This is a genomic window from Microbacterium foliorum (assembly GCF_003367705.1).
In the GTDB taxonomy this organism is placed as follows: domain Bacteria; phylum Actinomycetota; class Actinomycetes; order Actinomycetales; family Microbacteriaceae; genus Microbacterium; species Microbacterium foliorum.
The window spans coordinates 2,601,866-2,623,600 of sequence record NZ_CP031425.1 but is presented as its reverse complement, the minus strand read 5'-3'; the positions used below and the strand labels follow the sequence as shown (position 1 = coordinate 2,623,600).

25 protein-coding genes are annotated in these 21,735 nt (G+C 69.3%); 9 read left to right on the top strand and 16 right to left on the bottom strand.

Annotated elements, in window-relative coordinates; genetic code table 11:
- Positions 1-55: 55 nt before the first annotated feature.
- Positions 56-493 carry an ImmA/IrrE family metallo-endopeptidase gene (locus DXT68_RS12410; RefSeq protein ID WP_052677734.1) on the bottom strand — a complete coding sequence of 146 codons (438 nt, stop codon included), beginning with the start codon at positions 491-493 and terminating at the stop codon, positions 56-58.
- Between the two features lie 203 nt (positions 494-696).
- Between DXT68_RS12410 and DXT68_RS12405 the strand changes: the two genes are divergently transcribed.
- Positions 697-1,014, top strand: coding sequence for a hypothetical protein (locus DXT68_RS12405; RefSeq protein ID WP_045254322.1), 318 nt, complete (start codon positions 697-699; stop codon positions 1,012-1,014).
- Positions 1,015-1,174: 160 nt separating this feature from the next.
- Here the strand turns inward: DXT68_RS12405 and DXT68_RS12400 are convergent, their stop codons facing one another.
- On the bottom strand, positions 1,175-1,381 hold the full coding sequence (locus DXT68_RS12400; protein WP_244268190.1) for a hypothetical protein: 207 nt from the start codon (positions 1,379-1,381) through the stop codon (positions 1,175-1,177).
- A gap of 654 nt (positions 1,382-2,035) precedes the next feature.
- On the opposite strand from DXT68_RS12400, the gene DXT68_RS12390 reads away from it, so the two are divergent.
- Entirely contained in the window at positions 2,036-2,989 is a 954-nt protein-coding gene (locus DXT68_RS12390; protein ID WP_045254323.1) for an aldo/keto reductase, read from the top strand.
- 72 nt (positions 2,990-3,061) lie between these two features.
- On the opposite strand, the gene DXT68_RS12385 is transcribed toward DXT68_RS12390, so the two are convergent.
- The 6 genes from DXT68_RS12385 to DXT68_RS12360 form a co-directional block, all read right to left on the bottom strand.
- Positions 3,062-3,796 carry a response regulator transcription factor gene (locus DXT68_RS12385; RefSeq protein WP_045254324.1) on the bottom strand — a complete coding sequence of 245 codons (735 nt, stop codon included), beginning with the start codon at positions 3,794-3,796 and terminating at the stop codon, positions 3,062-3,064.
- Positions 3,793-5,070: a sensor histidine kinase gene (locus DXT68_RS12380; RefSeq protein ID WP_052677736.1), complete on the bottom strand. Its 1,278-nt coding sequence runs from the start codon at positions 5,068-5,070 to the stop codon at positions 3,793-3,795. Before DXT68_RS12380 ends, DXT68_RS12385 begins: the two co-directional genes overlap by 4 nt.
- A gap of 37 nt (positions 5,071-5,107) precedes the next feature.
- Entirely contained in the window at positions 5,108-5,917 is an 810-nt protein-coding gene (locus DXT68_RS12375) for an ABC-2 transporter permease (protein ID WP_045254325.1), read from the bottom strand.
- On the bottom strand, positions 5,914-6,825 hold the full coding sequence (locus DXT68_RS12370; protein ID WP_045254358.1) for an ABC transporter ATP-binding protein: 912 nt from the start codon (positions 6,823-6,825) through the stop codon (positions 5,914-5,916). Before DXT68_RS12370 ends, DXT68_RS12375 begins: the two co-directional genes overlap by 4 nt.
- Before the next feature lie 92 nt (positions 6,826-6,917).
- On the bottom strand, positions 6,918-7,304 hold the full coding sequence (locus DXT68_RS12365) for an MmcQ/YjbR family DNA-binding protein (protein WP_045254326.1): 387 nt from the start codon (positions 7,302-7,304) through the stop codon (positions 6,918-6,920).
- 3 nt (positions 7,305-7,307) lie between these two features.
- Positions 7,308-7,961, bottom strand: a complete 654-nt coding sequence (locus DXT68_RS12360) for an SOS response-associated peptidase family protein (protein ID WP_045254327.1) — start codon at positions 7,959-7,961, stop codon at positions 7,308-7,310.
- Positions 7,962-8,039: 78 nt separating this feature from the next.
- Between DXT68_RS12360 and DXT68_RS12355 the strand changes: the two genes are divergently transcribed.
- A complete protein-coding gene (locus DXT68_RS12355; protein ID WP_045254328.1) occupies positions 8,040-8,981 on the top strand; it encodes a DMT family transporter in 942 nt (313 codons plus the stop codon).
- 1 nt (position 8,982) lies between these two features.
- On the opposite strand, the gene DXT68_RS12350 is transcribed toward DXT68_RS12355, so the two are convergent.
- Positions 8,983-9,567 carry a nitroreductase family protein gene (locus DXT68_RS12350; protein WP_045254329.1) on the bottom strand — a complete coding sequence of 195 codons (585 nt, stop codon included), beginning with the start codon at positions 9,565-9,567 and terminating at the stop codon, positions 8,983-8,985.
- The gene (msrB, locus tag DXT68_RS12345) at positions 9,564-9,968 is read right to left on the bottom strand and encodes a peptide-methionine (R)-S-oxide reductase MsrB (RefSeq protein WP_045254330.1); all 405 of its coding nucleotides are present in this window, start codon (positions 9,966-9,968) and stop codon (positions 9,564-9,566) included. The genes DXT68_RS12350 and msrB overlap by 4 nt, the downstream gene beginning before the upstream one ends.
- A gap of 68 nt (positions 9,969-10,036) precedes the next feature.
- Between msrB and DXT68_RS12340 the strand changes: the two genes are divergently transcribed.
- The 4 genes from DXT68_RS12340 (at position 10,037) to groL (ending at position 13,674) form a co-directional block, all read left to right on the top strand.
- Positions 10,037-11,029 (top strand): DUF2332 domain-containing protein, encoded by a 993-nt coding sequence (locus DXT68_RS12340; RefSeq protein ID WP_045254331.1) that lies wholly within the window; start codon positions 10,037-10,039, stop codon positions 11,027-11,029.
- 9 nt (positions 11,030-11,038) lie between these two features.
- The gene (locus tag DXT68_RS12335) at positions 11,039-11,296 is read left to right on the top strand and encodes a DUF3263 domain-containing protein (protein WP_045254332.1); all 258 of its coding nucleotides are present in this window, start codon (positions 11,039-11,041) and stop codon (positions 11,294-11,296) included.
- A gap of 68 nt (positions 11,297-11,364) precedes the next feature.
- Positions 11,365-11,931 carry a LytR C-terminal domain-containing protein gene (locus DXT68_RS12330; RefSeq protein ID WP_230111236.1) on the top strand — a complete coding sequence of 189 codons (567 nt, stop codon included), beginning with the start codon at positions 11,365-11,367 and terminating at the stop codon, positions 11,929-11,931.
- 123 nt (positions 11,932-12,054) lie between these two features.
- Complete coding sequence (groL, locus tag DXT68_RS12325; protein WP_045254334.1) at positions 12,055-13,674, top strand: chaperonin GroEL; 1,620 nt, start codon at positions 12,055-12,057, stop codon at positions 13,672-13,674.
- A 90-nt stretch (positions 13,675-13,764) separates the two neighbouring features.
- On the opposite strand, the gene DXT68_RS12320 is transcribed toward groL, so the two are convergent.
- The 6 genes from DXT68_RS12320 to DXT68_RS12295 form a co-directional block, all read right to left on the bottom strand.
- Positions 13,765-14,052 (bottom strand): WXG100 family type VII secretion target, encoded by a 288-nt coding sequence (locus DXT68_RS12320; RefSeq protein WP_045254335.1) that lies wholly within the window; start codon positions 14,050-14,052, stop codon positions 13,765-13,767.
- Positions 14,053-14,245: 193 nt separating this feature from the next.
- Positions 14,246-15,943, bottom strand: coding sequence for a sensor histidine kinase (locus DXT68_RS12315; protein WP_045254336.1), 1,698 nt, complete (start codon positions 15,941-15,943; stop codon positions 14,246-14,248).
- Positions 15,944-16,002: 59 nt separating this feature from the next.
- A complete protein-coding gene (locus DXT68_RS12310; protein ID WP_042539813.1) occupies positions 16,003-16,689 on the bottom strand; it encodes a response regulator transcription factor in 687 nt (228 codons plus the stop codon).
- Between the two features lie 100 nt (positions 16,690-16,789).
- The gene (locus tag DXT68_RS12305; protein ID WP_045254337.1) at positions 16,790-18,430 is read right to left on the bottom strand and encodes a DNA repair helicase XPB; all 1,641 of its coding nucleotides are present in this window, start codon (positions 18,428-18,430) and stop codon (positions 16,790-16,792) included.
- A gap of 11 nt (positions 18,431-18,441) precedes the next feature.
- Complete coding sequence (locus DXT68_RS12300) at positions 18,442-20,154, bottom strand: helicase-associated domain-containing protein (RefSeq protein ID WP_045254338.1); 1,713 nt, start codon at positions 20,152-20,154, stop codon at positions 18,442-18,444.
- Positions 20,155-20,164: 10 nt separating this feature from the next.
- Positions 20,165-20,440, bottom strand: coding sequence for a hypothetical protein (locus tag DXT68_RS12295; RefSeq protein WP_045254339.1), 276 nt, complete (start codon positions 20,438-20,440; stop codon positions 20,165-20,167).
- Positions 20,441-20,580: 140 nt separating this feature from the next.
- Between DXT68_RS12295 and DXT68_RS12290 the strand changes: the two genes are divergently transcribed.
- On the top strand, positions 20,581-20,961 hold the full coding sequence (locus tag DXT68_RS12290; protein WP_045254340.1) for a cold-shock protein: 381 nt from the start codon (positions 20,581-20,583) through the stop codon (positions 20,959-20,961).
- Positions 20,945-21,643, top strand: coding sequence for a DUF3027 domain-containing protein (locus tag DXT68_RS12285; RefSeq protein WP_045254341.1), 699 nt, complete (start codon positions 20,945-20,947; stop codon positions 21,641-21,643). Before DXT68_RS12290 ends, DXT68_RS12285 begins: the two co-directional genes overlap by 17 nt.
- Positions 21,644-21,735 lie beyond the last annotated feature (92 nt).

Here is a 21,735-nt window from a genome sequence, read left to right as displayed (position 1 = left end):
ACGGTGGTGCGACGGATGCGACCCCACGTCTCAAGCTCAAGAGGCGGACGGGGCACTACGCCACCTCGACGCGATGGTCGAACTGCGCGGCGCCCATGCGCGGACGGACATAGGTCGCCTGGTCGGTGCGCAGCAGCGTGCTGCGATAGATCGCGACGAGCTCGTCGGGCACGTTCAGCTCGATCGCCATCGACGTGATGTGCCCGTTCCGGTGCTGCTCGGCTTCTGCGTAGGCGTCCGGGGTGATAAGCGTGTGCGCAGCCCAGACGTTAGCGGATTGCTCTTGGCGCTTCCGGATGAGTCCGAACTCCGTCGGTCGATGACCGAGCACGTGATGCCCGATCTCGTGGCAGATGACCCCTCGGAGGATCCGGCCGCGCATGCCCGGCGTCAGATCGATGTGGTCGTCGCCGGGAGCGTAACCGCTCCGGTGCATGCCGCGTCGTTCGCGGACTGTGAGGCCGAGATCATCGGCGAGCTGCCAGACATCCATGCGGAACCCCCTCGGTTGTGCATGTTCAAGCGTGGTCGTAGTCGGCGTCATCGCCTTCAGGGAACTCGTTGATCGAGTCGTTCGCGACCAGGTCATAATCGGCGATAACTATCACAAGGGTTTGATCACCGCGTACTGTGCCGGAGTGACGGTGTGCCCGCAGTGGGTAGTCAACGCGGCGGGATGATATGGAAGGCGGTCTCATGGAATCCATTAGCGTCGTCGACGCGGTTCGAGCCGCGTGGGCCAGGGTGGGGGGCACGCAGATTCTTCCTGGTGAGTTCAAGTTGCTTGAGGTCACCGAAAAACACGAGACGCTCGAGCTCCTCGTGACGGGGCCAGCCGGTGAATCATTTGGTTACCGCACGCCACTGCATGATCCGGAGCGGAGCTTCGAACAGGCCCCGGATGAGTGGGTGATGTGGAACGTGATCGTCCCCCTGGTGGAGGAACTCGAGACGGATCCCGCCAGTCGGTACCCCGCGGACGAAAATGAGATCCGGTGGATCGATAGCGACTAACGAATCGGACCGCGAGCGGGCGTAGGGACTCGCCGCAGCGGCCACGAGGCACCCGCGTGCGCCGTAGGCGCGCGGTGGTCGGCGCGCACCTTCCCCTGATCCTCTCGCGAGCCGAAGACCCCCACCTAGCCTTCGGGCCGGGTGGGGGTTCTTCGTCGTTTCAGGCGCGGCGCACGGAGAGCATGCGCCACCCGTCGGGCACCTTCGCCCGCAGCGCCGGCATGTCGTCGGCGTCGATCTCACGGATGCCGTCGACCCGGGTGAACGTGCCGACCGCTTCCATCTTCGCCTCGCCCTTCAGCATCCGCACCGCGGCGTCGGCGAGGTCGAACCCGGGCTGACGGTGTGCGGCGAGCTGCGTCTGCACGTCCTCGAGAGTCGTGCCGATTACGTCGACGGTGCTGGTCTCGTGGGGGGGCGGATCAGGGCGATGAGCATCATCCCAGCCTAGGCGTGCCGCTGCGGCCACGAGGCGCCCGCGTGCGCTTCCGGCGTGCGGTGGTCCGCCTGTGCACGCCGGGCCGCGCCTTCGGCGGATCCACGGCTCGAGGTGTGGGAGATCGCGCAGCGCGGTCGCGAGCGTGAGCGTGTAGGCGTCTTCGTATTAGCCGATCCAGGAGCCGACGGACTGCTGCAGGATATCGACTCGGTCGCCGGCGGCCGCGATCAGTTCGGCGATCACCGGTCCAGGGTCCGAGGTGTATCGGTTCCGGGAGCAGATCGAGCCGAGCTCGATGCTCAGCATCGTTTCGGGGGAGAGTCAGACCGGAAAGCGGGACGCGGAAGGTCGAGCCCGGACGCTGCGCTGCTCGCGAGATCCATTGTTTAGTCGTGGTTTTGGATGTGTACCAACCTGTACATGGTTGTACCGACTGAACGGGAGGGCGCGGAAAGTCCATGAAAGTACAGGCATGGACAGGCGATCTTTCAAACGGGGGTTGCAGGTTCGAGTCCTGTAGTCGGCACCAACTCCGGGGAGCGTTCGGGAAATACTGCGCGCAGCGCGCGGGTTGTCCCGAATATGACCCGTATCGGAAACAGTGACCTCGACGTCTTCCCCCTCTCGCTCGGCGGCAACGTGTTCGGCTGGACCGCCGACCGTGACGCCTCGTTCGCGGTGCTTGATGCGTTCGTGGCCGGGGGCGGCGACTTCATCGACACCGCCGACGTGTACAGCGCCTGGGTGCCCGGCAACGCGGGCGGCGAGAGCGAGACGATCATCGGCGAGTGGCTGGCGTCGCGCAAGCCCGAGGGCGTGGTCGTCGCCACCAAGGTGAGCCAGCACCCGGAGTTCACCGGCCTCGGTGCCGCGAACGTGCGCAGAGCCGCGGAGGCCTCGCTCGGGCGTCTCGGCGTCGACACGATCGACCTCTACTACGCCCACTACGACGACGAGACGGTTCCGCTGGAAGAGACCGTCGGCGCCTTCGGACAGTTGGTCGCCGACGGCCTCGTGCGCAATGTCGCCGTCTCGAACTACAGCGCCGAGCGCATCCGCGAGTGGGTCGACATCGCGCGCCGGACGGGCGTCGCCCTGCCCGTCGCCGTGCAGCCGCACTACAACCTCGTGCACCGCAACGATGTCGAGGAGACGATCATCCCGGTGGCCCAGGAGTTCGGCCTCGGCCTCGTGCCGTATTACTCGCTGGCGAGCGGCTTCCTGACGGGCAAGTACCGGTCCGCCGACCCCGAAGGGCAGACCTCGCCGCGGGCATCCGGCGCCGCGAAGTACGCGACCGAGGCGGGTCTGAAGGTCATCGACGCTCTCGAAGAGATCGGTGCCGCCCACGACGCATCGATCGCCGCGACCGCGCTGGCCTGGCTTCGGGCCCAGCCGACAGTGGTGGCGCCCATCGCCAGTGCGCGCACCGTCGAGCAGGTGCCCGACCTGCTCGCCGGCGCGCGACTCGAGCTGACCAACGACGAGGTCGCAGACCTCGATCGGGTCTCGTCCTGGACACCGACCGCCCACTGACGCCGACCGCCTCCTGACATCCGCCTGCCTGCCCGCGACGACGGGCGGCTCCGACGCCCTGCCTCCCGATGCTCAATCGGAAGGCGGGGCGTCGTCGTCGGTGAGGCCGAGGCGGTGGGCGAGTATCACCAGGTGGATGCGGTCGCGCGCGTCGAGCTTCGCGAGGATCCGGCCCACGTGGGTCTTCACCGTCGACTCGCTGACGTACAGAGTCTGGGCGATCTCCAGGTTGGTGAGACCCCGCGCGATCTCGAGGAACACGTCGCGCTCGCGGTCGGTGAGCTCGGACAGAGCCTCGTCGCGTGATGCGGTCGACGAGGGCGTGGCGGTCGTCGAGGGCGTGGCGGTCGACGAGGGCACGGTCTCGGACGCCCCCAGGGTCGGCGCGACGTGCTGCAGCAGCATCCGGGTCACCCGCGGTGCGAGCACGGCATCGCCGCGGTGCACGGCGCGGACGGCGGCGATCATCTCGTGGCGCTGCGCATCCTTCAGCAGGAATCCGCTCGCACCGGCGCGGATCGCGCCGAACGCGTATTCGTCGAGATCGAAGGTGGTGAGCACGAGGACGCGGGTGTCGGGATGCTCGCGCACGATCGCCTCGGTCGCGGCGATGCCGTCGAGCCCCGGCATGCGGATGTCCATCAGCACGATGTCGGGGCGGAGCGCCGCCGCCTGCGCGATCGCGGCATGGCCGTCTGCGGCCTCGCCGACCACGATCAGATCCTCCTCGGCGTCGAGCACCATGCGGAAGCCCAGTCTGATCAGCTGCTGGTCATCGACCAGGAGGATCGAGATCGGAGGGGTCATGGCAGGTCCTTCGGGTCGAGTGCGACGGGGTCGGGGGAGTGCACGGGGAGTTCGGCGCGGAGGGCCCATCGGCCCCCACCTGCCGGCTGTGAGGTGATCTCTCCTCCCGCGTGCGCGGTGCGCTCGGCGAGCCCGCGCAGCCCGAAGCCGGAGGGGCGGACGGAGGAGTCGACCGCCGCGGTCACACCGTCGTTGACGATCTCGACCGTCACGCTCCCGGGCGCGTGGGTCAGGCGCACCGAGATCGATGTCGCACCCGGCGCGTGTCGCATGGCGTTCGTGACGCCCTCCTGCACGATGCGGCCGACCGCGTGGGCGACCGCCGGAGGGAGCTCGGCGCCGCCGCTGACCGAGAGCGTCACCGGGTAGCCGGCGCGCTGCGCCTGGGCCACGGTGTCCTGGGGCGGTGTCGGCGCGAGCGGCGCGAGCGGCAGCGGGGAGTCGTCGGCGCGCAGGACGCCGAGCATGGCGCGCATCTCGGTGAGGGCGCTCCTGGCCGTCTCCGCCGACGCGGACGCCGCGGCCTTGGCCTGCGCCGCATCGGGAGTCGCCGCCGCGCCCTCGGACAGGGCGACGATCACGGTGAGCGAATGCGAGACGATGTCGTGCATCTCTCGGGCGATGCGTGCGCGCTCGTCCGCCGCGGCCAGTTGGGCCTGCTGGTCGCGTTCCACGAGCAGCTGACGGGAGCGGTCGATCACCGCGGCGAGATAGCGCTGGCGACCGCCGACGTTGACGCCGATCAGCGTGCCGATCAGGCCGAGCACGAGAGACCCCACGAGGGTGTTCATCGCGATCTGCAGTGTGATCACACCCGTGAGCAGGAGCACGCCGGAGACGGCGGCGAGCGACGCGAGTCCGAGTCCGAGGCCGACCCACGCCGCCTTCGATGACCGGTACACCGCGAGCGAGTAGCTGGTGACGAGCAGCAGCGGCGACCCGATCGGCTGCAGGGCGAAGAGGAACGCCGCGTCGAGCACGAATGTCGCCACGAACGGCACCCACGGTCGACGCCGGCGCCAGAGCAGCGTCGCGCAGACGGCGAAGACCCCGACGGGCACCGCGATCGAGACGCCGACAGCGAGCGGTACCGGCAGGTCGCGGGTGATGACGCCGACCGGGACGATGGAGAGCAGGGCGCAGACGATGACGACCAGAACGTCGGCGACCACCGGATGCCGTGCCCAGAATCGCCGCATCACCCCCGGAGGACGCGGCAGCCGCAGCGCCTCGTCCTCACGGACCGAGGTGCTGCGGCTGCGCGGTCTGCTCACCGGGCGACTCTACGCGGGTGCGGCTCGGGGTGACGGGTCACGCGTCGCGGGTGCGCAGCACGGTCCAGGCGGCGAGCATCCCCGCGACGACCCATGCGGCCAGCGTCAGATACGCGACCGGGCCTTCGAGGGCGGCGTTCTCCGGCAGGATGGCGCTCTGCGCGGCTGCTACCGGCAGGTAGTTCGAGGCATCCGTCACCCACGCCCAGGCCTCGCCGGCCACGGCGAACAAGCTCGCGACGATCGGCAGCACGAACAGCACTCCGACGGTGGCGGCGATCGCACCGGCGCCCGAACGCAGGAGGAAGCCGAACGCGACGCCGATCAGTGCGAACACCGACATGGCCAACGAGGAGACGACGATGGGCAGGATCGATGCTGCGGGGTCGGACCAGTCGATGCTCTGATCGCGAGACGCGACGACGACCGAGACCGCGGCCGCGGCGGCGGCGAAGATCACCAGCGACGACACGAACATGAACACGCCGACGACGACGGCCTTGGCGGCCAGCATCGATCCGCGCTTCGGGTTCGCGGCCAGGGTCGACCGGATCATGCCGGTCGAGTACTCCCCGGTCACCGAGATCGCGCCGAGGATGCCGGCGAGCAGCATCGTGAACTGGATCGGCATGACGACGGCCTGGATCGGCTCGAATCCCGGCACGTCGATCGCCTGCGCGATGAGCACGGCGATGCCGACCGTGAGCAGGGCCGCGATGCCGATCGACCACCAGGTGGAGCGGAGCGTGGACAGCTTTATCCACTCGCCGCGGATCGCCCGCACGAACGTGAGGCGGTGTGCGGACTCGACGCGCCGGGTGACGGGCGGGGCTGCCTGAACGGTCATGAGATCTCCTTGGTGCGGTACTCGACCGATTCGCCGGTGAGGGCGAGGTAGGCGTCTTCGAGCGAGCCCGTGGTCGGGGTGAGTTCGTGCAGGGGGATGCCGCGTTCCGCCGCGAGATCGCCGATCCGTGCGGCGGGCAGACCGACGATGTCGAGCACGTCGGGAGCGGCGCTCACGATCTCGACCGACGGGCCGCCGACGGCCGCTGCCAGATCGGTGGCGCGGGGGGTGCGGACCCGCACCGTGTTGGTCGTCCAGGCGCGCACCAGCTCCTCGAGCGGCGCATCGGCGAGGACCTTGCCCCGGCCCATCACGATCACGTGATCGGCGGTCTGCGCCATCTCGCTCATCAGATGGCTGGAGAGCAGCACCGTGCGTCCTTCCGATGCCGCGTGGCGCACGAACTGGCGCACCCAGCGCACACCTTCGGGATCGAGACCGTTCACCGGCTCGTCGAGGATGAGCGTGTGCGGATCGCCGAGCAGCGCCGAGGCGATCCCGAGCCGCTGTCCCATGCCGAGCGAGAACTTGCCTGCGCGCTTGCGGGAGACCGAAGCGATGCCGGCGAGGTCGATGACCTCGTCGACCCGGGAGGCAGGGATGCCGTGGGTGGCCGCCATCGCCCGCAGATGGTCGCGGGCACTGCGGCCGGTGTGCACGGCCTTCGCGTCGAGCAGCACGCCCACCTCGGTGAGCGGAGCCCGCAGCTTGCGGTACTCGCGTCCTGCGACGGTCGCTGTGCCGGAGGTCGGCCGGTCGAGGCCGACGATCAACCGCATCGTCGTGGACTTGCCGGCGCCGTTCGGACCGAGGAACCCGGTGACCGTTCCCGGCTGCACCGTGAACGACACGTCCTGGACGGCGGTCTTGTCTCCGAATCTCTTCGTGAGGCCATCTGCTGTGATCATGTCGTCGACGCTACCGAGCGCGACAGGGGGTGCGCGTCCTCCCCGGGTACCGATCCGCTGCAGACGCGTCATCCTCACGGGGGATGCGGCCGTCAGGGTGCGGGTCTGCCGAAGAGCTGCGGATCGACCGGACGCTGAGCCTTCGGCAGCTTCTCGACCACCAGTAGGTACGACTCCGTGACGAGCTCTCGCACCAGTTCCTCCTCGAGCGAGCCGCCACCGGCCACCAGCGTGATCCAGTGCTTCTTGTTCATGTGGTACCCGGGGACGATGTCGGCGAAAGACTCTCGCAGAGCGATGGCGTCTTCGGGGTGGGACTTGAGCGTGACCCGGCCTGTGCCGTCGACGGGCGCCAGCAGGAAGACCCTCCCGCGCACCTTGTAGACGTCCCATTCGGGGCCGAACGGGTTCTCGCGCGCGGAACCGGGCATTTCGTCGGCCCGGGCCGTGGCGATGGCGGTCAGCTGAGCGGCGTCCATGGTTCAGAACAGCCGATCCGTGCCCTTGTCGTCGCGGCGGGGAGCGACCCGCACGCGATCGTCGAGGGCGGCTGCGGCGAGCAGCGCCTCTTCCAGGATCTCGCTGCTCGGCTCAGCGGTGAGCCAGTCGCCGCTCAGCGACGCGGGGATCAGCACCGGCATCCGGTCGTGGACATCGGCCAGATGATCGGGAGCGGGGCGCATCACGATCGAGTAGCAGGTGAAGGATCGGTCGTCGGCCGTGCGCCCCTGCTGAGTCACCGCCGCCATGCCGAAGAGCACGCCGTCGTCGAGCCCGAACTCGTGCCACACCCGCTCGGGCTTCTTCATCTCGTACCAGCTGGTCGCGGGCACCAGGGCGCGATTCCGCAGCCCTCCCGGACGCTCCCTCAGTCGCTCCGACCGGGTGTTGATGGAGGGGAACTTCGACGGCTCGCCGCCGACGAGGAACCCCCACCAGCCCGGTTCGAGAGTGGGCGCACCCTCTGACGGCACGACGATCGGATTCAGATTGCGCAGGTTCCTGCCGGTCGGGCGCACCGTCTCGCGATCGTTCTCCTCCGCCCACCCGCGGAGTCCGTCGAGCACAGCCTCATCGGCGGCGGCCAGCAGCTCGGTGTCGGTGAATCGCGGATCCAGTCCATAACTCGCGCACATGCCGCCAGGGTACGCCCGGGCACAGACATCCGCGTCGCGCATCCGTTGCGCCCGTCTGCCCTCTACTAGGGTCGACGGGTGACTCCGACCCGCCGACTCCCTGCGCCCGTCGCCCTCGGCGGAGCGGTGGCGATCGGCATCATGACGGCCGTCCAGGCGCGGATCAACGGCGTGCTGGGGCTTCGTGTCGAGAACGGCGTCGTGGCAGGGCTCATCTCCTTCGCCGTCGGCCTCGCCGCCCTGATCGTCGTGATCCTCTGCATCCCCGGCGCACGCCGGGGAGTGGGACGTCTGCGCGTCGGTGTCCGCGATCGCACGATCCCGTTCTGGATGCTCCTCGGCGGGGCGTGCGGAGCGTTGACCGTGTCGACCCAGGGGATCACCGCCGGCGTGCTCGGGGTCTCCCTGTTCACGGTCGGCGTGGTCGCGGGCCAGACGCTGCACGGCCTCGTGCTGGATCGCATCGGCTTCGGCCCCGCGGGCGTCGTCGCCGTCACGCCGGGGCGCGTGGTCGGCGGACTGCTCGCGCTCGCCGCCGTCGGCATCTCGCTGAGCGGCGACGTGCTCGCCACGGCGCCGCTGTGGATGCTCCTGCTGCCCTTCGCCGCGGGAGTGGGCATCGCCTGGCAGGCCGCGACCAACGGCCGACTCGCGCAGCGGGCGCAGTCGCCCGTCGCCGCGACGCTGATGAGCTTCATCGCGGGCACGATCGCCCTGCTCGTCGCCGCGGGGATCAGCGTCGCACTCCGCGGGATGCCGGCCCCACCGCCCGCGGAGCCGTGGCTGTACCTGGGAGGATTCCTCGGTTCGGCGTACATCCTGCTGGGCGCCTTCATCGTCGCGCACACGGGGGTTCTGCTGATGGGGCTCGGGTCGGTGCTCGGTCAGCTCACGACATCGGTGGTCATCGACCTGGTCTGGCCGGCGGCAGCGGGCCCCGCGCTCTGGCAGCTCGTCGCCATGGTCGTCGTCGCCGTGGCATCGGTCGTGGCTGCGCTGCCGCGACGACGACGGCGCTGAGCTACTTCGTGGCGCTCTTCTCTTTCTTCGTGCTCTTCTCTTTCTTCGTGCTCTTGGGCATGCGCGTCACGAGAGCACGCGCATCGACGGGTTTGCGGCGGCCGGGCTTCTTGCCCTCGGGCTTGCCGCCCACGTACAGCCAGCCGAGGAGCTCCTCGTTCTTGCCCACCCCGTGGGCCTTCGCGACCGCCTTGGACCGCGTGTAGTGGCCGGTGCGCCAGAGCACCCCGTACCCGGCCTCGTCGAGCAGCAGACTCAGCATGTGCGCCACACCCGAAGCGACGGCCTCCTGCTCCCACCGCGGCACCTTCTCGCTCTTGCGGTAGCTGGCCACCACGGCGATCAGCAGCGGTGCGCGGAGCGGCTTCGACGACGGCGACCTGTCGCCCTCGGCCTTCGAGATCGCCGCGCCGAGCGTCTCGCGGTCTGCGCCGCGCAGCTCGATGAGCCGCCATGGACGCAGCGAGGAGTGGTCGGCGACGCGACCGGCGGCCGAGACGAGCCGCAGCAGCTCGTCGCGCGACGGAGCCTGGTCGGTGACCTTCGACCAGGACTGCCGGGCGCGGACGGCGTCGAGCGCGCTCACGAGGCGTCGGGAGTGAAGTTCAGGGCGATCGAGTTCATGCAGTAGCGGTCGCCGGTCGGGGTGCCGAAGCCGTCGGGGAACACATGCCCGAGGTGCGAGCCGCAGTTCGCACAGCGCACCTCCGTGCGCACCATGCCCAGAGTGGTGTCCTCGATGAGCTCCACCGCATCGGGGCGGATCGACTCGTAGAAGCTCGGCCATCCGCATCCGGAGTCGAACTTGGTTCCGCTCTTGAACAGCTCGGCGTTGCACGCGCCGCACGTGTAGAGGCCGGCGCGGCCCTCATCGAGCAGCTCGCCGGTCCATGCCCGCTCGGTCGCGGCCTGGCGCAGCACGGCATACTGCTCCTCGCCGAGCTCGGTGCGCCACTCTTCTTCTGTCTTGTCCACGCTGTACGACATCGGTCCTCCTGGGGTCTGCTCCATTCTCTCGTGTTCCGCACCCCCTGGCTCCACGCGAGAATGGGAACATGACGGATGCCGTGCAGCTGCGCTACGCGCGCTTCGCCGAGCAGGAGGCGCCGGGACGCAGTGAGCTGTACGGCGAATGGGCACGAGGCGTCGCGGCGGATGCCGGGCTCGCGGCGATCCTCGCGCGCATCCCGGAGAACCGCCGGCAGCCGCCGCTGGTGTTCGCGGTGACCAGGATGCTCGGCAGCGGCCTGGTGGGCGCCGAGGCGTGGCGCGACTTCGTGATCGCGCACGCCGACGCCGTCGTCGCCGAGTGCACGGCACGTCGGCTGCAGACCAACGAACCACTGCGTCTCGCGCCGCTGCTCCCGGTGCTCACCGAGGTCGAGGGGCCGATCGCCCTCCTCGAGGTGGGCGCATCGGCCGGGCTCTGCCTGTACCCCGACCGCTATTCGTACCGCGTGGTCGACTCGCAGGGAGGCCTGCGCGCTGCGCTGGATCCCGAGGACGGCCCGTCGACGGTCGTGCTGCAGAGCACCGTCGACGGCGTGCTCCCTGCGCTGGCGATGCCCGACATCGTCTGGCGTGCCGGCATCGACCTCGCCCCTCTCGACGCCCGAGAGGACCTCGATCGCCGCTGGCTGCAGGGGCTCGTGTGGCCGGGGGAGCAGGGCAGGGCCGAGCGGGTGGACGCCGCGCTGGACATCGCGGCCGCCGATCCGCCGCTCCTCGTCGCGGGCGATGCGGCCGCGCGCATAGACGCGCTCGCCGCGGACGCACCGCGCGACGCCACCCTGGTCGTCACCACCCCCGGCGTTCTGGTGCACATCCCGCGCGAGGCGCGGACGGCCCTGGTCGCGCGCATCCGCGCTCTGGAGGCGCGCTGGATCACGATCGACCCGCCCGGTCTGCTCGACGTGTGGGAGCCCGCCGTGGACGCGGCGGACTGGCCCGGATTCGTCGTCGCGCTCGACGGTCGGGTCCGCGCCTCGGCCGATCCGCTCGGGCGATGGTGGGAGTGGCGTGCCGGCGGGAGCGCCGCAGCGACCTAATCTGGTCCCATGCTGGGAGAGCTGAGTGAGCGGGATCGCGCGATCCTCGCGCTGGAGACCGCGTGGCCGCGTCACGGCGGCGCGAAAGAGGAGACGATCCGCACCCAGCTGGGCATGAGCGCGGCACGGTACTACCAGCTCCTCGGTCGGCTGATCGACTCGGAAGCGGCCCTGGAGTACGATCCGATGCTCGTGCGTCGTCTGCGGAGGATTCGCGACTCGCGCTCCTTCCGACGCGCGACCAGGGCGCCCGGGTTCGTCGGCTGACCGCTGCGGATCTCCGTGTCGCGGCGCCACGATGCGGCGTCGCGCGCGAGTGCCGTTAGCATCGAGGGGTGTCAAAGCCCTCGCGAGATCGATTCGACGACGTCCCCCGCTCGTCCGGACGCGTCGGAGCGCATCGCGCCGAAGCCCCGGGGATGAACGGCTGGGTCGTCCTGCTGTGGTCCTTCGTGGCTGCTCTCGTTCTCATCATCGGCGGTATCTTCGGATCGCTCGTGGTGATGGGGCGCATCGACCTCTTCCCCGAGGCCGTGCCGACGTCCACCCCCACGCCCGCCGAGACCGGCGTGGTCGATGTCGCCTACTCCGTCATGATCCTCAACGCCTCGCCCGACGACGGCCTCGACGATCAGATGCGCGAGCTGCTGATCACCAACGGCTGGTCGGCCGACATCGTGTTCGCGACCGACAGTGCGAGCCAGGACTTCGCGACGACCACCGTCTACTACGTCGCCGACGGCGACGAACTCGCCGCCATCGGGCTCGCGAACCTCATCGGCGGAGCGGCCGTCGAGCAGAGCGACTTCTATGCGGATCTCAACGACACGGGCGGATCCCAGCTCACGGTCGTCATCGGGGTGGACCGTTCCTCGGCGGCGCCCGCGACGCCCGCTCCGTAGACCTCGGTTCCGTCTCTCCACGCGGCTTGCACTCGATGGGGTCGAGTGCCAGAATGGCGTTAGCACTCTCTCACTCTGAGTGCTAAAACCCAACGTCTACGTCCAGGAGGGACGAAAAAACTCATGGCAAAGATCATTGCTTTCGATGAGGAGGCCCGCCGCGGCCTCGAGCGCGGCCTCAACATCCTCGCCGACGCGGTCAAGGTGACCCTCGGCCCGCGCGGTCGCAACGTCGTCCTCGAGAAGAAGTGGGGCGCCCCCACGATCACCAACGACGGCGTCTCCATCGCCAAGGAGATCGAGCTCGACGACCCGTACGAGAAGATCGGTGCGGAGCTCGTCAAGGAGGTCGCCAAGAAGACCGACGACGTCGCGGGTGACGGAACCACCACCGCGACCGTCCTCGCCCAGGCGCTCGTCCGCGAGGGCCTGCGCAACGTCGCCGCCGGCGCCGACCCGATCTCGCTCAAGCGCGGAATCGAGAAGGCCGTCGCCGCGATCACCGAGGAGCTCCTCGCCAGCGCGAAGGAGATCGACTCCAAGGAGCAGATCGCCGCCACCGCGTCGATCTCCGCCGCTGACCCCGCCATCGGCGAGCTCATCGCCGAGGCGATCGACAAGGTCGGCAAGGAGGGTGTCGTCACCGTCGAGGAGTCGCAGACCTTCGGCACCGAGCTCGAGCTCACCGAGGGCATGCGCTTCGACAAGGGCTACCTGAACCCGTACTTCGTGACGGACCCGGAGCGCCAGGAGGCTGTCTTCGAAGACGCCTACATCCTCATCGCGAACCAGAAGATCTCGAACATCAAGGACCTTCTGCCCATCGTCGACAAGGTGATCCAGGACGGCAAGGAGCTCGTCATCATCGCCGAGGACGTCGAGGGAGAGGCTCTGGCCACCCTCGTCCTGAACAAGCTCAAGGGCATCTTCAAGTCGGTCGCCGTCAAGGCTCCCGGCTTCGGCGACCGTCGCAAGGCGCAGCTGCAGGACATCGCGATCCTCACCGGTGCGCAGGTCATCACCGAAGAGGTCGGCCTCAAGCTCGAGAACGCCACGCTCGATCTGCTGGGTCGTGCGCGCAAGGTCATCGTCACCAAGGACGAGACCACCATCGTCGAGGGTGCCGGAGAGGCAGACCAGATCGAGGGTCGCGTCACGCAGATCCGTCGCGAGATCGACAACACCGACAGCGACTACGACCGTGAGAAGCTGCAGGAGCGCCTCGCGAAGCTCGCCGGTGGCGTCGCCGTCATCAAGGCCGGAGCCGCGACCGAGGTCGAGCTCAAGGAGCGCAAGCACCGCATCGAAGACGCGGTCCGCAACGCGAAGGCAGCCGTCGAAGAGGGCATCGTCCCCGGTGGTGGCGTCGCGCTGATCCAGTCGGGCACCAAGGCGCTCGCAGGTCTGTCGCTCTCGGGCGACGAGGCGACCGGTGCGAACATCGTTCGCGTCGCGATCGAGGCTCCGCTGAAGCAGATCGCGATGAACGCGGGCCTCGAGCCCGGTGTCGTCGCGAACAAGGTCTCCGAGCTCGAGGCGGGCTTCGGCCTGAACGCCGCGACCGGTGAGTACGTCGACCTGTTCGCAGCCGGCATCATCGACCCCGCCAAGGTGACCCGTTCGGCGCTGCAGAACGCGGCATCGATCGCGGCCCTCTTCCTCACCACCGAGGTCGTCGTGGCCGACAAGCCCGAGAAGTCCCCCGCTCCCATGGGTGACCCGTCGGGTGGCATGGACTTCTGATCCATCCGCAGTGACAGAGACGCCCCGACCGCATGGTCGGGGCGTCTCTGCGTGGCGGGGGCATGATTCGCCGCAGCCGCTCGAAGGAGCTCAGCGGAACAGGCTGGCCGAGTACTGGTCGGCATCGGCGTACTGTGCGGCCGCGCTGCCGAGCGAATGCCCGATCGATTCGAGTGCCTGCTCGACGTGCAGCTGCGCTCCCCGCCATTGGTCGGCGCAGGACTGGAAGGCGGACGACGCGGTGCCGACCCAGCTGCTCTGCAGCTGGGTGAGCTGGGACATCAGCACGGCGGACTCGCTCTGCACCCGCTGCATGGTGGCGAGGGCGGCACTCTGGGCCGCACCCACTGCTTCGGTGTCGACGGTGAAGACGGACATGGGAACTCCTTCTCGTTGGGTCTCCGACGATAGAAGGGTTCGCGGATCGGCCGCAGGCCCGCACGGAGTCGCGCCCGGCGGCTGTGCAGAACGAGGCGGAGCGCCTCCCCGTGCAGGAGCGCCTCCCCGTGCAGGAGCGCGCGCATCGCGCAGGAGCAGTCGGAGAACGCGTGAGAACGTGCGGAGGAGCGGCTCAGAGGTCGAGCGGCTCAAGAGGCTGAGTGTCCTCCAGCAGATGAGCGGGGGTGGCGCGGGAGGGGGCGAGCGGCAGGGTGACGGTGAACGTCGCACCGCCCCCTGGCGTCTCCGACACCGTCACGCTGCCGTGCAGCGCCTTGACGATCGACGAGACGATGGCGAGCCCGAGGCCCGAGCCGCCGGTCTCCCGTGCCCGCGACGTGTCAGCGCGCCAGAACCGCTCGAAGATCTGCTCGCGGATCTGCGGGGGGATGCCCTCGCCGTGGTCGACGATCGAGATGCTGCCGGTGCCGCGCACGCGGTCGGCATCGACGATCAGCTCGATCGGGCTCTCCTCCGGCGAGAAGCGACGCGCGTTCCCGAGCAGATTGGTGATCACCTGACGGACCTTGTTCTCCTCGCCGAGAACGATCGGGGGCGTCCGGACGGGGATGTCCGCCGCCTCGGTGAAGTCGATCCCGGGCACCTCGACGCTCGCCGCGCGCGGGCGTCGGCGCAGCCGGGCGAGCGTGCCGCGGGAGAGCCCGCGCGGCGCGGGCGCGGGCGGGGCCGTCACGGGGGTGGAGCGCGTGGTCAGATCGATCAACGGCGCCTCGACGGTCCGGTCCACGACCGTGACGGTGCGGGCCGGCGCGGCGGCCCGCAGATCGAGGGCGGCGTCACGGGCGATCGGGCGGAGGTCGAGCGGTTCGATCTCGGGTTCGCGCTCCTCGTCGAGGCGCGCGAGAGCGAGGAGATCCTCGACGAGCACACCCATCCGGATCGCTTCCTTCTCGATCCGCTCCATCGCTCGCGCGGTGTCCTCTTCGCCGGTGATCGCCCCCATCCGGTACAGCTCGGCGTAGCCGCGCACGCTCACCAGCGGCGTGCGCAGCTCGTGGCTGGCGTCGCCGATGAAGCGGCGCATATGCCGTACCGTGCGGTCGCGCTGCGCGAGCGACCCGTCGACCCGGTCGAGCATGGTGTTGATCGCGCTGTTCAGACGCCCGACCTCGGTCGTGGGCTCGAGGTCGGTGAGGCGCTGGCTGAAGTCTCCGGCGGCGATCGACATAGCCGTGGATTCCACCTGGCCGAGGCGACGGAAGGTCAGAGTCACCAGCCCCCGGGTGAGCAGCGCGGCGAGGAAGATCGTCACGAACGCGACAGTGATGTAGATGCCGAAGTACTGGCCGATGATGCGGTCGGCGTATTCGAGCGGCATGGCGACGATCTGGATCCTCAGCGATCCGTCGCCCTCACCGGGTACACGGGCCACGGCGGCGCGGTAGCTCGCGCCCTTCGTGCCCTCGAGTGTGAAGCGCGTGTCCTCGTTCGCCTGCACATCGAGGGGGGAGTACGACGACGGGAACAGCGGAGCGCCGTTCGCGGAACTGGAGCTTCCCGTCGTGGTCTGCAGCACGCCCTCGGCGTCGTAGATCGCGACGAAGAAGTCGCGGGGCGAATCGCTGGGCGTGTAGACGGTCTTGCCGTCTTCGACGGAGACCTCGAAGTAGCGGTTCGCGAGATCGGCCGACACGAGCGCGGGCAGCTGCGCGTCGATGTTGTCGACCAGGGAGTTGCGCAGGATGGGGACGGTGCCGATGCCCGCAGCCAACAGCCCCAGTGCGAGCACCGCGACGGTGACGCCGGTGACCTTGGCGCGCAGGCTGATCGACCGCCACCAGCGGGTGATCGCATCGGGCTTGTGCGCCATGCGGTCGGTCCTCCCTGCAGCGGATGCGGTACGTCGTCAGCGGCTGCCGCCGCGGGGGACTACTTGCCGACCTTGAGCATGTAGCCGAAGCCGCGCTTGGTCTGGATGACCGACTCCTCGGTGTGCGGGTCGATCTTGCGGCGGAGGTACGAGATGTAGCTCTCCACGATGCCCGCATCGCCGTTGAAGTCGTACTCCCAGACGTGGTCGAGGATCTGCGCCTTCGACAGCACGCGGTTCGGGTTCAGCATGAGGTAGCGGAGCAGTTTGAACTCCGTCGGGCTGAGCTCGATCGACTCCTTGCCGACATGCACGTCGTGCGTGTCCTGATCCATCGACAGCTCTCCGGCGCGGATGATCGACTCCTCGTCGGCCTGCATCGTGCGGCGGAGGATCGCCTGCGCGCGTGCGACGATCTCGTCGAGGCTGAACGGCTTGGTGACGTAGTCGTCTCCACCGGCGTTGAGACCCTCGATCTTGTCGTCCGTGCCGTCCTTGGCGGTGAGGAACAGGATGGGCGCGGTGAAGCCGGCGCCGCGCAGGCGCTTCGTCACGCTGAACCCGTTCATGTCGGGGAGCATGACGTCGAGGATGATCAGGTCGGGCTCCTCCTCCAGCACGGCGGAGATGGTGGCGGCGCCGTTGGCGACCGTCTTCACCTGGAACCCGGCGAAGCTGAGACCTGTGGAGAGCAGGTCGCGGATGTTGGGCTCGTCGTCGACGACCAGGATGCGCGCATCAGTCATGACCCCATTATGGTGACTTCCGCCATGCGGATGCTGACTATCCGTCGGAGCGGCGCTTTCGCCCACCGCGTACCCGGGTGCCCCGAGGGGCATCGCGGGGTCATGCGGCGATGGCGTCCGCATCCATGATCGTGTAGCTGTACCCCTGCTCGGCGAGGAACCGCTGCCGGTTCTGCGCGTAGTCCTGGTCGATCGTGTCGCGGGCCACGAGCGTGTAGAAGCTCGCGGTGTGCCCGGACTGCTTCGGGCGCAGCAGGCGGCCGAGTCGCTGCGCCTCCTCCTGCCGGGACCCGAAGGACCCCGACACCTGGATGGCGACGGATGCCTCGGGCAGATCGATCGAGAAGTTCGCGACCTTCGACACGACCAGCAGCGAGATCTCGCCCTCGCGGAAGGCGCGGTAGAGCTCCTCGCGCTCGTCGACGGGGGTGGCTCCGGTGATCTGCGGGGCGTCCAGCGCCTGGGAAAGGGAGTCGAGCTGGTCCAGATACTGGCCGATCACCAGGATCCGCTCCCCGTCGTGCTTCGCGATGAGCTCGCGCACGGCATCGATCTTCGCCGGCGCCGAGGCGGCGAGTCGGTAGCGCTCGTCGTCGGTCGCCGCCGCGTACTCGAGCCGGTCGTCCGGGGGCAGATCTACGCGCACCTCGTAGCAGGCGGCCGGCGAGATGAACCCCTGCGCCTCGATCTGCTTCCACGGAGCGTCGAAGCGCTTGGGCCCGATCAGGCTGAAGACGTCGCCCTCTCTGCCGTCCTCGCGCACGAGCGTGGCGGTCAGGCCGATGCGTCGACGCGCCTGAAGATCGGCGGTCAGCTTGAACACCGGTGCGGGGAGCAGGTGCACCTCGTCGTACACGATGAGTCCCCAGTCCAGTGCGTCCAGAAGCGCGAGATGCGCGTACTCGCCCTTCCTCTTCGCCGTGAGGATCTGGTAGGTGGCGATCGTCACCGGCTTGACCTCCTTGGCCTGGCCGGAGTACTCGCCGATCTCCTCGGGCGTGAGGCTGGTGCGCTTGAGCAGCTCGTCGCGCCACTGGCGCGCCGAGACCGTGTTGGTGACGAGGATGAGAGTGGTCGTCTTCGTGGCGGCCATCGCCCCCGCGCCGACGATCGTCTTCCCCGCGCCGCAGGGCAGCACCACGACGCCGGAGCCGTCCTTCGAGAACGCGTCGACCGCATCCTGCTGGTACGGACGGATCGCCCAGCCGTCTTCTGCGAGCTCGATCTCATGCGGGGTTCCGGGGGTGTATCCGGCGAGGTCCTCGGCGGGCCAGCCGATCTTGAGCAGCTCCTGCTTGATCTGGCCGCGTGCCCACGCGTCGACCACGAAGGTGTCGGGAGCGGGGTGCCCGATCAGCAGCGGCTGGATGCGCTTGTTGTTCGCGACCTGGGCGAGCACCGCGGGGTCGGAGGAGCGCAGGATGAGCACGCCCTCGTCGTCGCGCTCGATGACGAGTCGGCCGTACCGGCCCACGGTCTCTCGCAGGTCGACGGCCACGGACGGCGGCACCGGGAACCGCGACCAGCGGTCGAGAGTCGCGAGCATGTCTTCTGCGGTGTGGCCGGCGGCACGCGCGTTCCAGAGTCCGAGGCGGGTGATCCGGTACGTGTGGATGTGCTCGGGGGCGCGCTCGAGCTCGGCGAAGATCGCCAGCTCATGACGAGCGCTCTCGGCATCCGAGTGGGCGACTTCGAGCAGCACGGTGCGATCGCTCTGGACGATCAGGGGGCCATCAGACATAGCTGTCCAGTTTACTGCTCGATGATGGTGGCGGCGCGGATGCTGGAGACCGGAAGGGTGCGCTCGACGTCCGCTGCACGATCCCTCCCGCGCAGCCGGCCACCGCCCAGTCCCGTCGCCTCGAGCACGAGATCCCGCGTCGAGCCGTCCGGCATGCCGACGCTCACCCGCAGCACCGCGCGTGCGCGCACCGCCGCATCGAGTTCGCGGTCGAGCCAGGCCGCATCGGCATCGGCCCCCTCGTGCGACCGGAGGGCCTGAAGGAGCGGCCCGTAGTCGGCCGCCGTCGGGACCGGCGTCGACGGCGCCGGGTGGCGCTCGCCCATGATCGCCGTGCCCTCCTCATCGACGAGGGTCGCGGGGTAGCGGGCATCGGTCAGCGCCCAGTAGACGGTGTCGCGCCCGACCCGGGTGACGAGCGATGCGTCCTCGCGCGTCAGTGCGAGTGCCCGGAGACCCTGGTCGACCGACATGGCCTCGATCAGGTGCGGATCGCTGCTGTCGATGCGCGTCCTCCCGGTGTCGGGATCGAGCGATACCCGCACCAGGCCGTGTCTCTGCGCCGTCTGGGTCACGAGGTAGCGGAGCGGCTGCGGGATCCCTGTGAGCGAGAGCGACTCGAGGAACTCGAGGATCGACTGCTCCGTCTCACCGAGCACGAGAGCGTGGGCGATCGACTCCGGGGTGAACCGGTACGTCGAGGCCTGGGCCGCCGACTCCCTCGTGGCCACGGTGCGCAGCCGCACGTCCAGCGCGGGCGCGAGCGGGCCGGGGGAGATGGCGCTCAGATCGTTCTGGAGGAAGATGCGGTCGACCTCGGCGGGCAGCAACGCGGTGAGCGGGCCGGCGTCGACATCGCCCCCGTTCCGCAGCGTCGCGGCCCAGGCGGTCTCGCTGCCGTCGTCGGTGAGCAGACCGAGGAGGCGGGCGCGTTCGAGGAGCGCGCTGCTGCGTTCCGACCAGGCAGGGTCCCAGGGGTGCGCCAGCGGCCACGAGGCTGCGGGCGACCAGCCTCCGTGTTCGGTGCGCACGCCGCGAGGCAGCGAGTCGCGGAATCCGCCCACGAGGGTGCTCCAGCGTTCGCCGACCGAGGAGCGCAGCCATGTCTCGGCGTCTGCCGTGGTCCGCAGCTGTCGGTCGACCTGGACGACGAGCGATGCATCGGTCACGATCGCGATGAGGGCGTCCATCGACTCGGGCGCCATGCCCGCCTCAGCCAGCATCCGCTTCTCGCCGGCGCTGATGTTGCCCCCGGCGAGCAGAGCGAACGGCCTGTCACGAGCCAGCAGCAGGATGTCGGCGAGCGCCGACACCGTCGTGAACGCGCGCTCGGCGGCATGGGCGGTGGCGGCCTCGTCGGCGGCTCGGGGCTCGACCGCGTCGACGGCCTCCGGTACAGCACGCTCGGCCACGGCCGCCGCGACCGGAGGGAAGGGCGAACCGTCCTGCCGGAGCAGCGCCAGCGCGCGCAGCGTGTCGGCCGACGGCCCGCTCACTCGCGTGTCGTCGGATGTCGCTGCCGTGAGCAGAGCCGTGGCTTCCGCGTGCGTCAGCGCCGGAAGGATGCGGTTCACGGAGGCCGTGTCGAGGAGGGCCTCTGCGGCGTCGAAGTAGTCGTGCCATCCGGCATCGGGCCGCACGCGTCGCGCGGAGAAGAGGGTGGCGAGCTCCGCATCGCTCGCCGCGGACAGCCATTCGGCCAGCGGGCGTGCGTGCGTGCTCATGCCGGAGTCCTCAGCGCCGCGACGTCGCGCGGCCCTTGCGGACGAAGCTCATGATGAGCAGCGCGATGATCATCAGGAAGGCCGCGGGAAGGCCCCAGTAGGGGATCGCGGCCACGAACGGCCAGGCCCCCGCGCCGAAGTCCTGCTGCTGCATCCCGACGGCGGTGCCGATGATGATCGCGAAGAAGCAGATGATCGAGGCCGCCGCGAGTCCGAGCGCCGTGAACGCGAGAATGCGATCCACGGTGCGAACGGGAGGCTCGGGGTCGGGACTCTGGGTGCTCATCCCTCTGAGCCTAGTCGCTGTGCGACCGCGCGGTTCCGCGCCGTGACCTACGGATTCCGTGCCGGACGACCGGTAGGCTGGTGGTGGTCGCATCCGTGCGTCCGATCCCAGCTCCACACCGACTCAGCGAGGTTTCTCCCATGCCCACCGGCAAGGTCAGGTTCTACGACGAAGACAAGGGTTTCGGCTTCATCGCCGCCGATGACGGCCAGGACGTCTTCCTGCACGCCTCGGCCATGCCGGCCGGTGCCGCGGTCAAGGCGGGGACGCGTGTCGAGTTCGGCGTCGCCGACGGCAAGCGCGGACTGCAGGCGCTGTCCGTGCGGGTGCTGGAAGCGCCCCCGAGCCTCGCCAAGGCCAAGCGCAAGCCGGCCGACGACATGGCGATCATCGTCGAGGATCTCGTGAAGCTCCTCGACGGGATGGGCGGCGACCTGCGTCGCGGCCGTTACCCCTCGTCCACCCACGGCCGCAAGATCGCGGCCGTCCTGCGCAAGGTAGCCGATGACCTCGAAGCCTGAGCCCGACCGGCGTCTTCTCGGCGCCCACGATCTCGCCCTGTCCGCCTTGCACGAGATCACCCCTGCGTCGACCGTGGGTCCGGCCGCTGACTATCGGGCCGAAGACGATGGCTCGGTGTCGCTGCGCTTCGAGAACCGACTGCCCGGCTACCCGGGCTGGTACTGGACTGTCACGGTGGCCCGGGTGGAGGATGCCGAGCCGACGGTGCTCGAGCTCGAGCTGCTGCCGGGCGACGGCGCGCTGCTCGCTCCCGAGTGGGTGCCGTGGGCCGAGCGTCTCGCCGACTACCGTGCGCATCAGGTCGAGCTCGCGGCGCAGGCGGCCGCGGCCGAGGAGGGCGATGCCTCCGCCTCCGCCGACGACGACGCCTCCGACGACGAACTCGACGACGATGACGAACTCGAAGACGACGAGCTCGAAGACGACGAGCTCGACGACGATGACGACGAGGATGACGAGGACGACGACGACGACCTCGACGAGGACGATCTCGCGGCGGTGCCGCGCGAGCTGCATGCGGGTGATCTCGACGGGGTCGACATCGACGAACTCGACGACTCCGCCGCAGACGACGAATCCGACGACTCCGACGACGAGTCCGACGATGACGAGTCCGAAGATGATGATCTCGACACCGATGATCTCGAGTCCGACGAGGGCGCCTCAGACGACGAGGAGTGACCTCAGGGAATGAGAAAGGGCCGCGTGCGAACGCGGCCCTTTCTCATGTGCCGGAGTCAGGCTCATCTCCCCGGCGTCAGACTCGCCCTGGG

Bases quoted from the DNA above. Each gene is read 5' to 3' on its own strand.
- DXT68_RS12410 (WP_052677734.1), bottom strand. From the start codon at position 493: ATGGATGTCTGGCAGCTCGCCGATGATCTCGGCCTCACAGTCCGCGAA.
- DXT68_RS12405 (WP_045254322.1), top strand. From the start codon at position 697: ATGGAATCCATTAGCGTCGTCGACGCGGTTCGAGCCGCGTGGGCCAGG.
- DXT68_RS12390 (WP_045254323.1), top strand. From the start codon at position 2,036: ATGACCCGTATCGGAAACAGTGACCTCGACGTCTTCCCCCTCTCGCTC.
- DXT68_RS12385 (WP_045254324.1), bottom strand. From the start codon at position 3,796: ATGACCCCTCCGATCTCGATCCTCCTGGTCGATGACCAGCAGCTGATC.
- DXT68_RS12375 (WP_045254325.1), bottom strand. From the start codon at position 5,917: ATGACCGTTCAGGCAGCCCCGCCCGTCACCCGGCGCGTCGAGTCCGCA.
- DXT68_RS12370 (WP_045254358.1), bottom strand. From the start codon at position 6,825: ATGATCACAGCAGATGGCCTCACGAAGAGATTCGGAGACAAGACCGCC.
- DXT68_RS12365 (WP_045254326.1), bottom strand. From the start codon at position 7,304: ATGGACGCCGCTCAGCTGACCGCCATCGCCACGGCCCGGGCCGACGAA.
- DXT68_RS12360 (WP_045254327.1), bottom strand. From the start codon at position 7,961: ATGTGCGCGAGTTATGGACTGGATCCGCGATTCACCGACACCGAGCTG.
- msrB (WP_045254330.1), bottom strand. From the start codon at position 9,968: ATGTCGTACAGCGTGGACAAGACAGAAGAAGAGTGGCGCACCGAGCTC.
- DXT68_RS12340 (WP_045254331.1), top strand. From the start codon at position 10,037: ATGACGGATGCCGTGCAGCTGCGCTACGCGCGCTTCGCCGAGCAGGAG.
- DXT68_RS12335 (WP_045254332.1), top strand. From the start codon at position 11,039: ATGCTGGGAGAGCTGAGTGAGCGGGATCGCGCGATCCTCGCGCTGGAG.
- groL (WP_045254334.1), top strand. From the start codon at position 12,055: ATGGCAAAGATCATTGCTTTCGATGAGGAGGCCCGCCGCGGCCTCGAG.
- DXT68_RS12320 (WP_045254335.1), bottom strand. From the start codon at position 14,052: ATGTCCGTCTTCACCGTCGACACCGAAGCAGTGGGTGCGGCCCAGAGT.
- DXT68_RS12315 (WP_045254336.1), bottom strand. From the start codon at position 15,943: ATGGCGCACAAGCCCGATGCGATCACCCGCTGGTGGCGGTCGATCAGC.
- DXT68_RS12310 (WP_042539813.1), bottom strand. From the start codon at position 16,689: ATGACTGATGCGCGCATCCTGGTCGTCGACGACGAGCCCAACATCCGC.
- DXT68_RS12305 (WP_045254337.1), bottom strand. From the start codon at position 18,430: ATGTCTGATGGCCCCCTGATCGTCCAGAGCGATCGCACCGTGCTGCTC.
- DXT68_RS12300 (WP_045254338.1), bottom strand. From the start codon at position 20,154: ATGAGCACGCACGCACGCCCGCTGGCCGAATGGCTGTCCGCGGCGAGC.
- DXT68_RS12295 (WP_045254339.1), bottom strand. From the start codon at position 20,440: ATGAGCACCCAGAGTCCCGACCCCGAGCCTCCCGTTCGCACCGTGGAT.
- DXT68_RS12290 (WP_045254340.1), top strand. From the start codon at position 20,581: ATGCCCACCGGCAAGGTCAGGTTCTACGACGAAGACAAGGGTTTCGGC.
- DXT68_RS12285 (WP_045254341.1), top strand. From the start codon at position 20,945: ATGACCTCGAAGCCTGAGCCCGACCGGCGTCTTCTCGGCGCCCACGAT.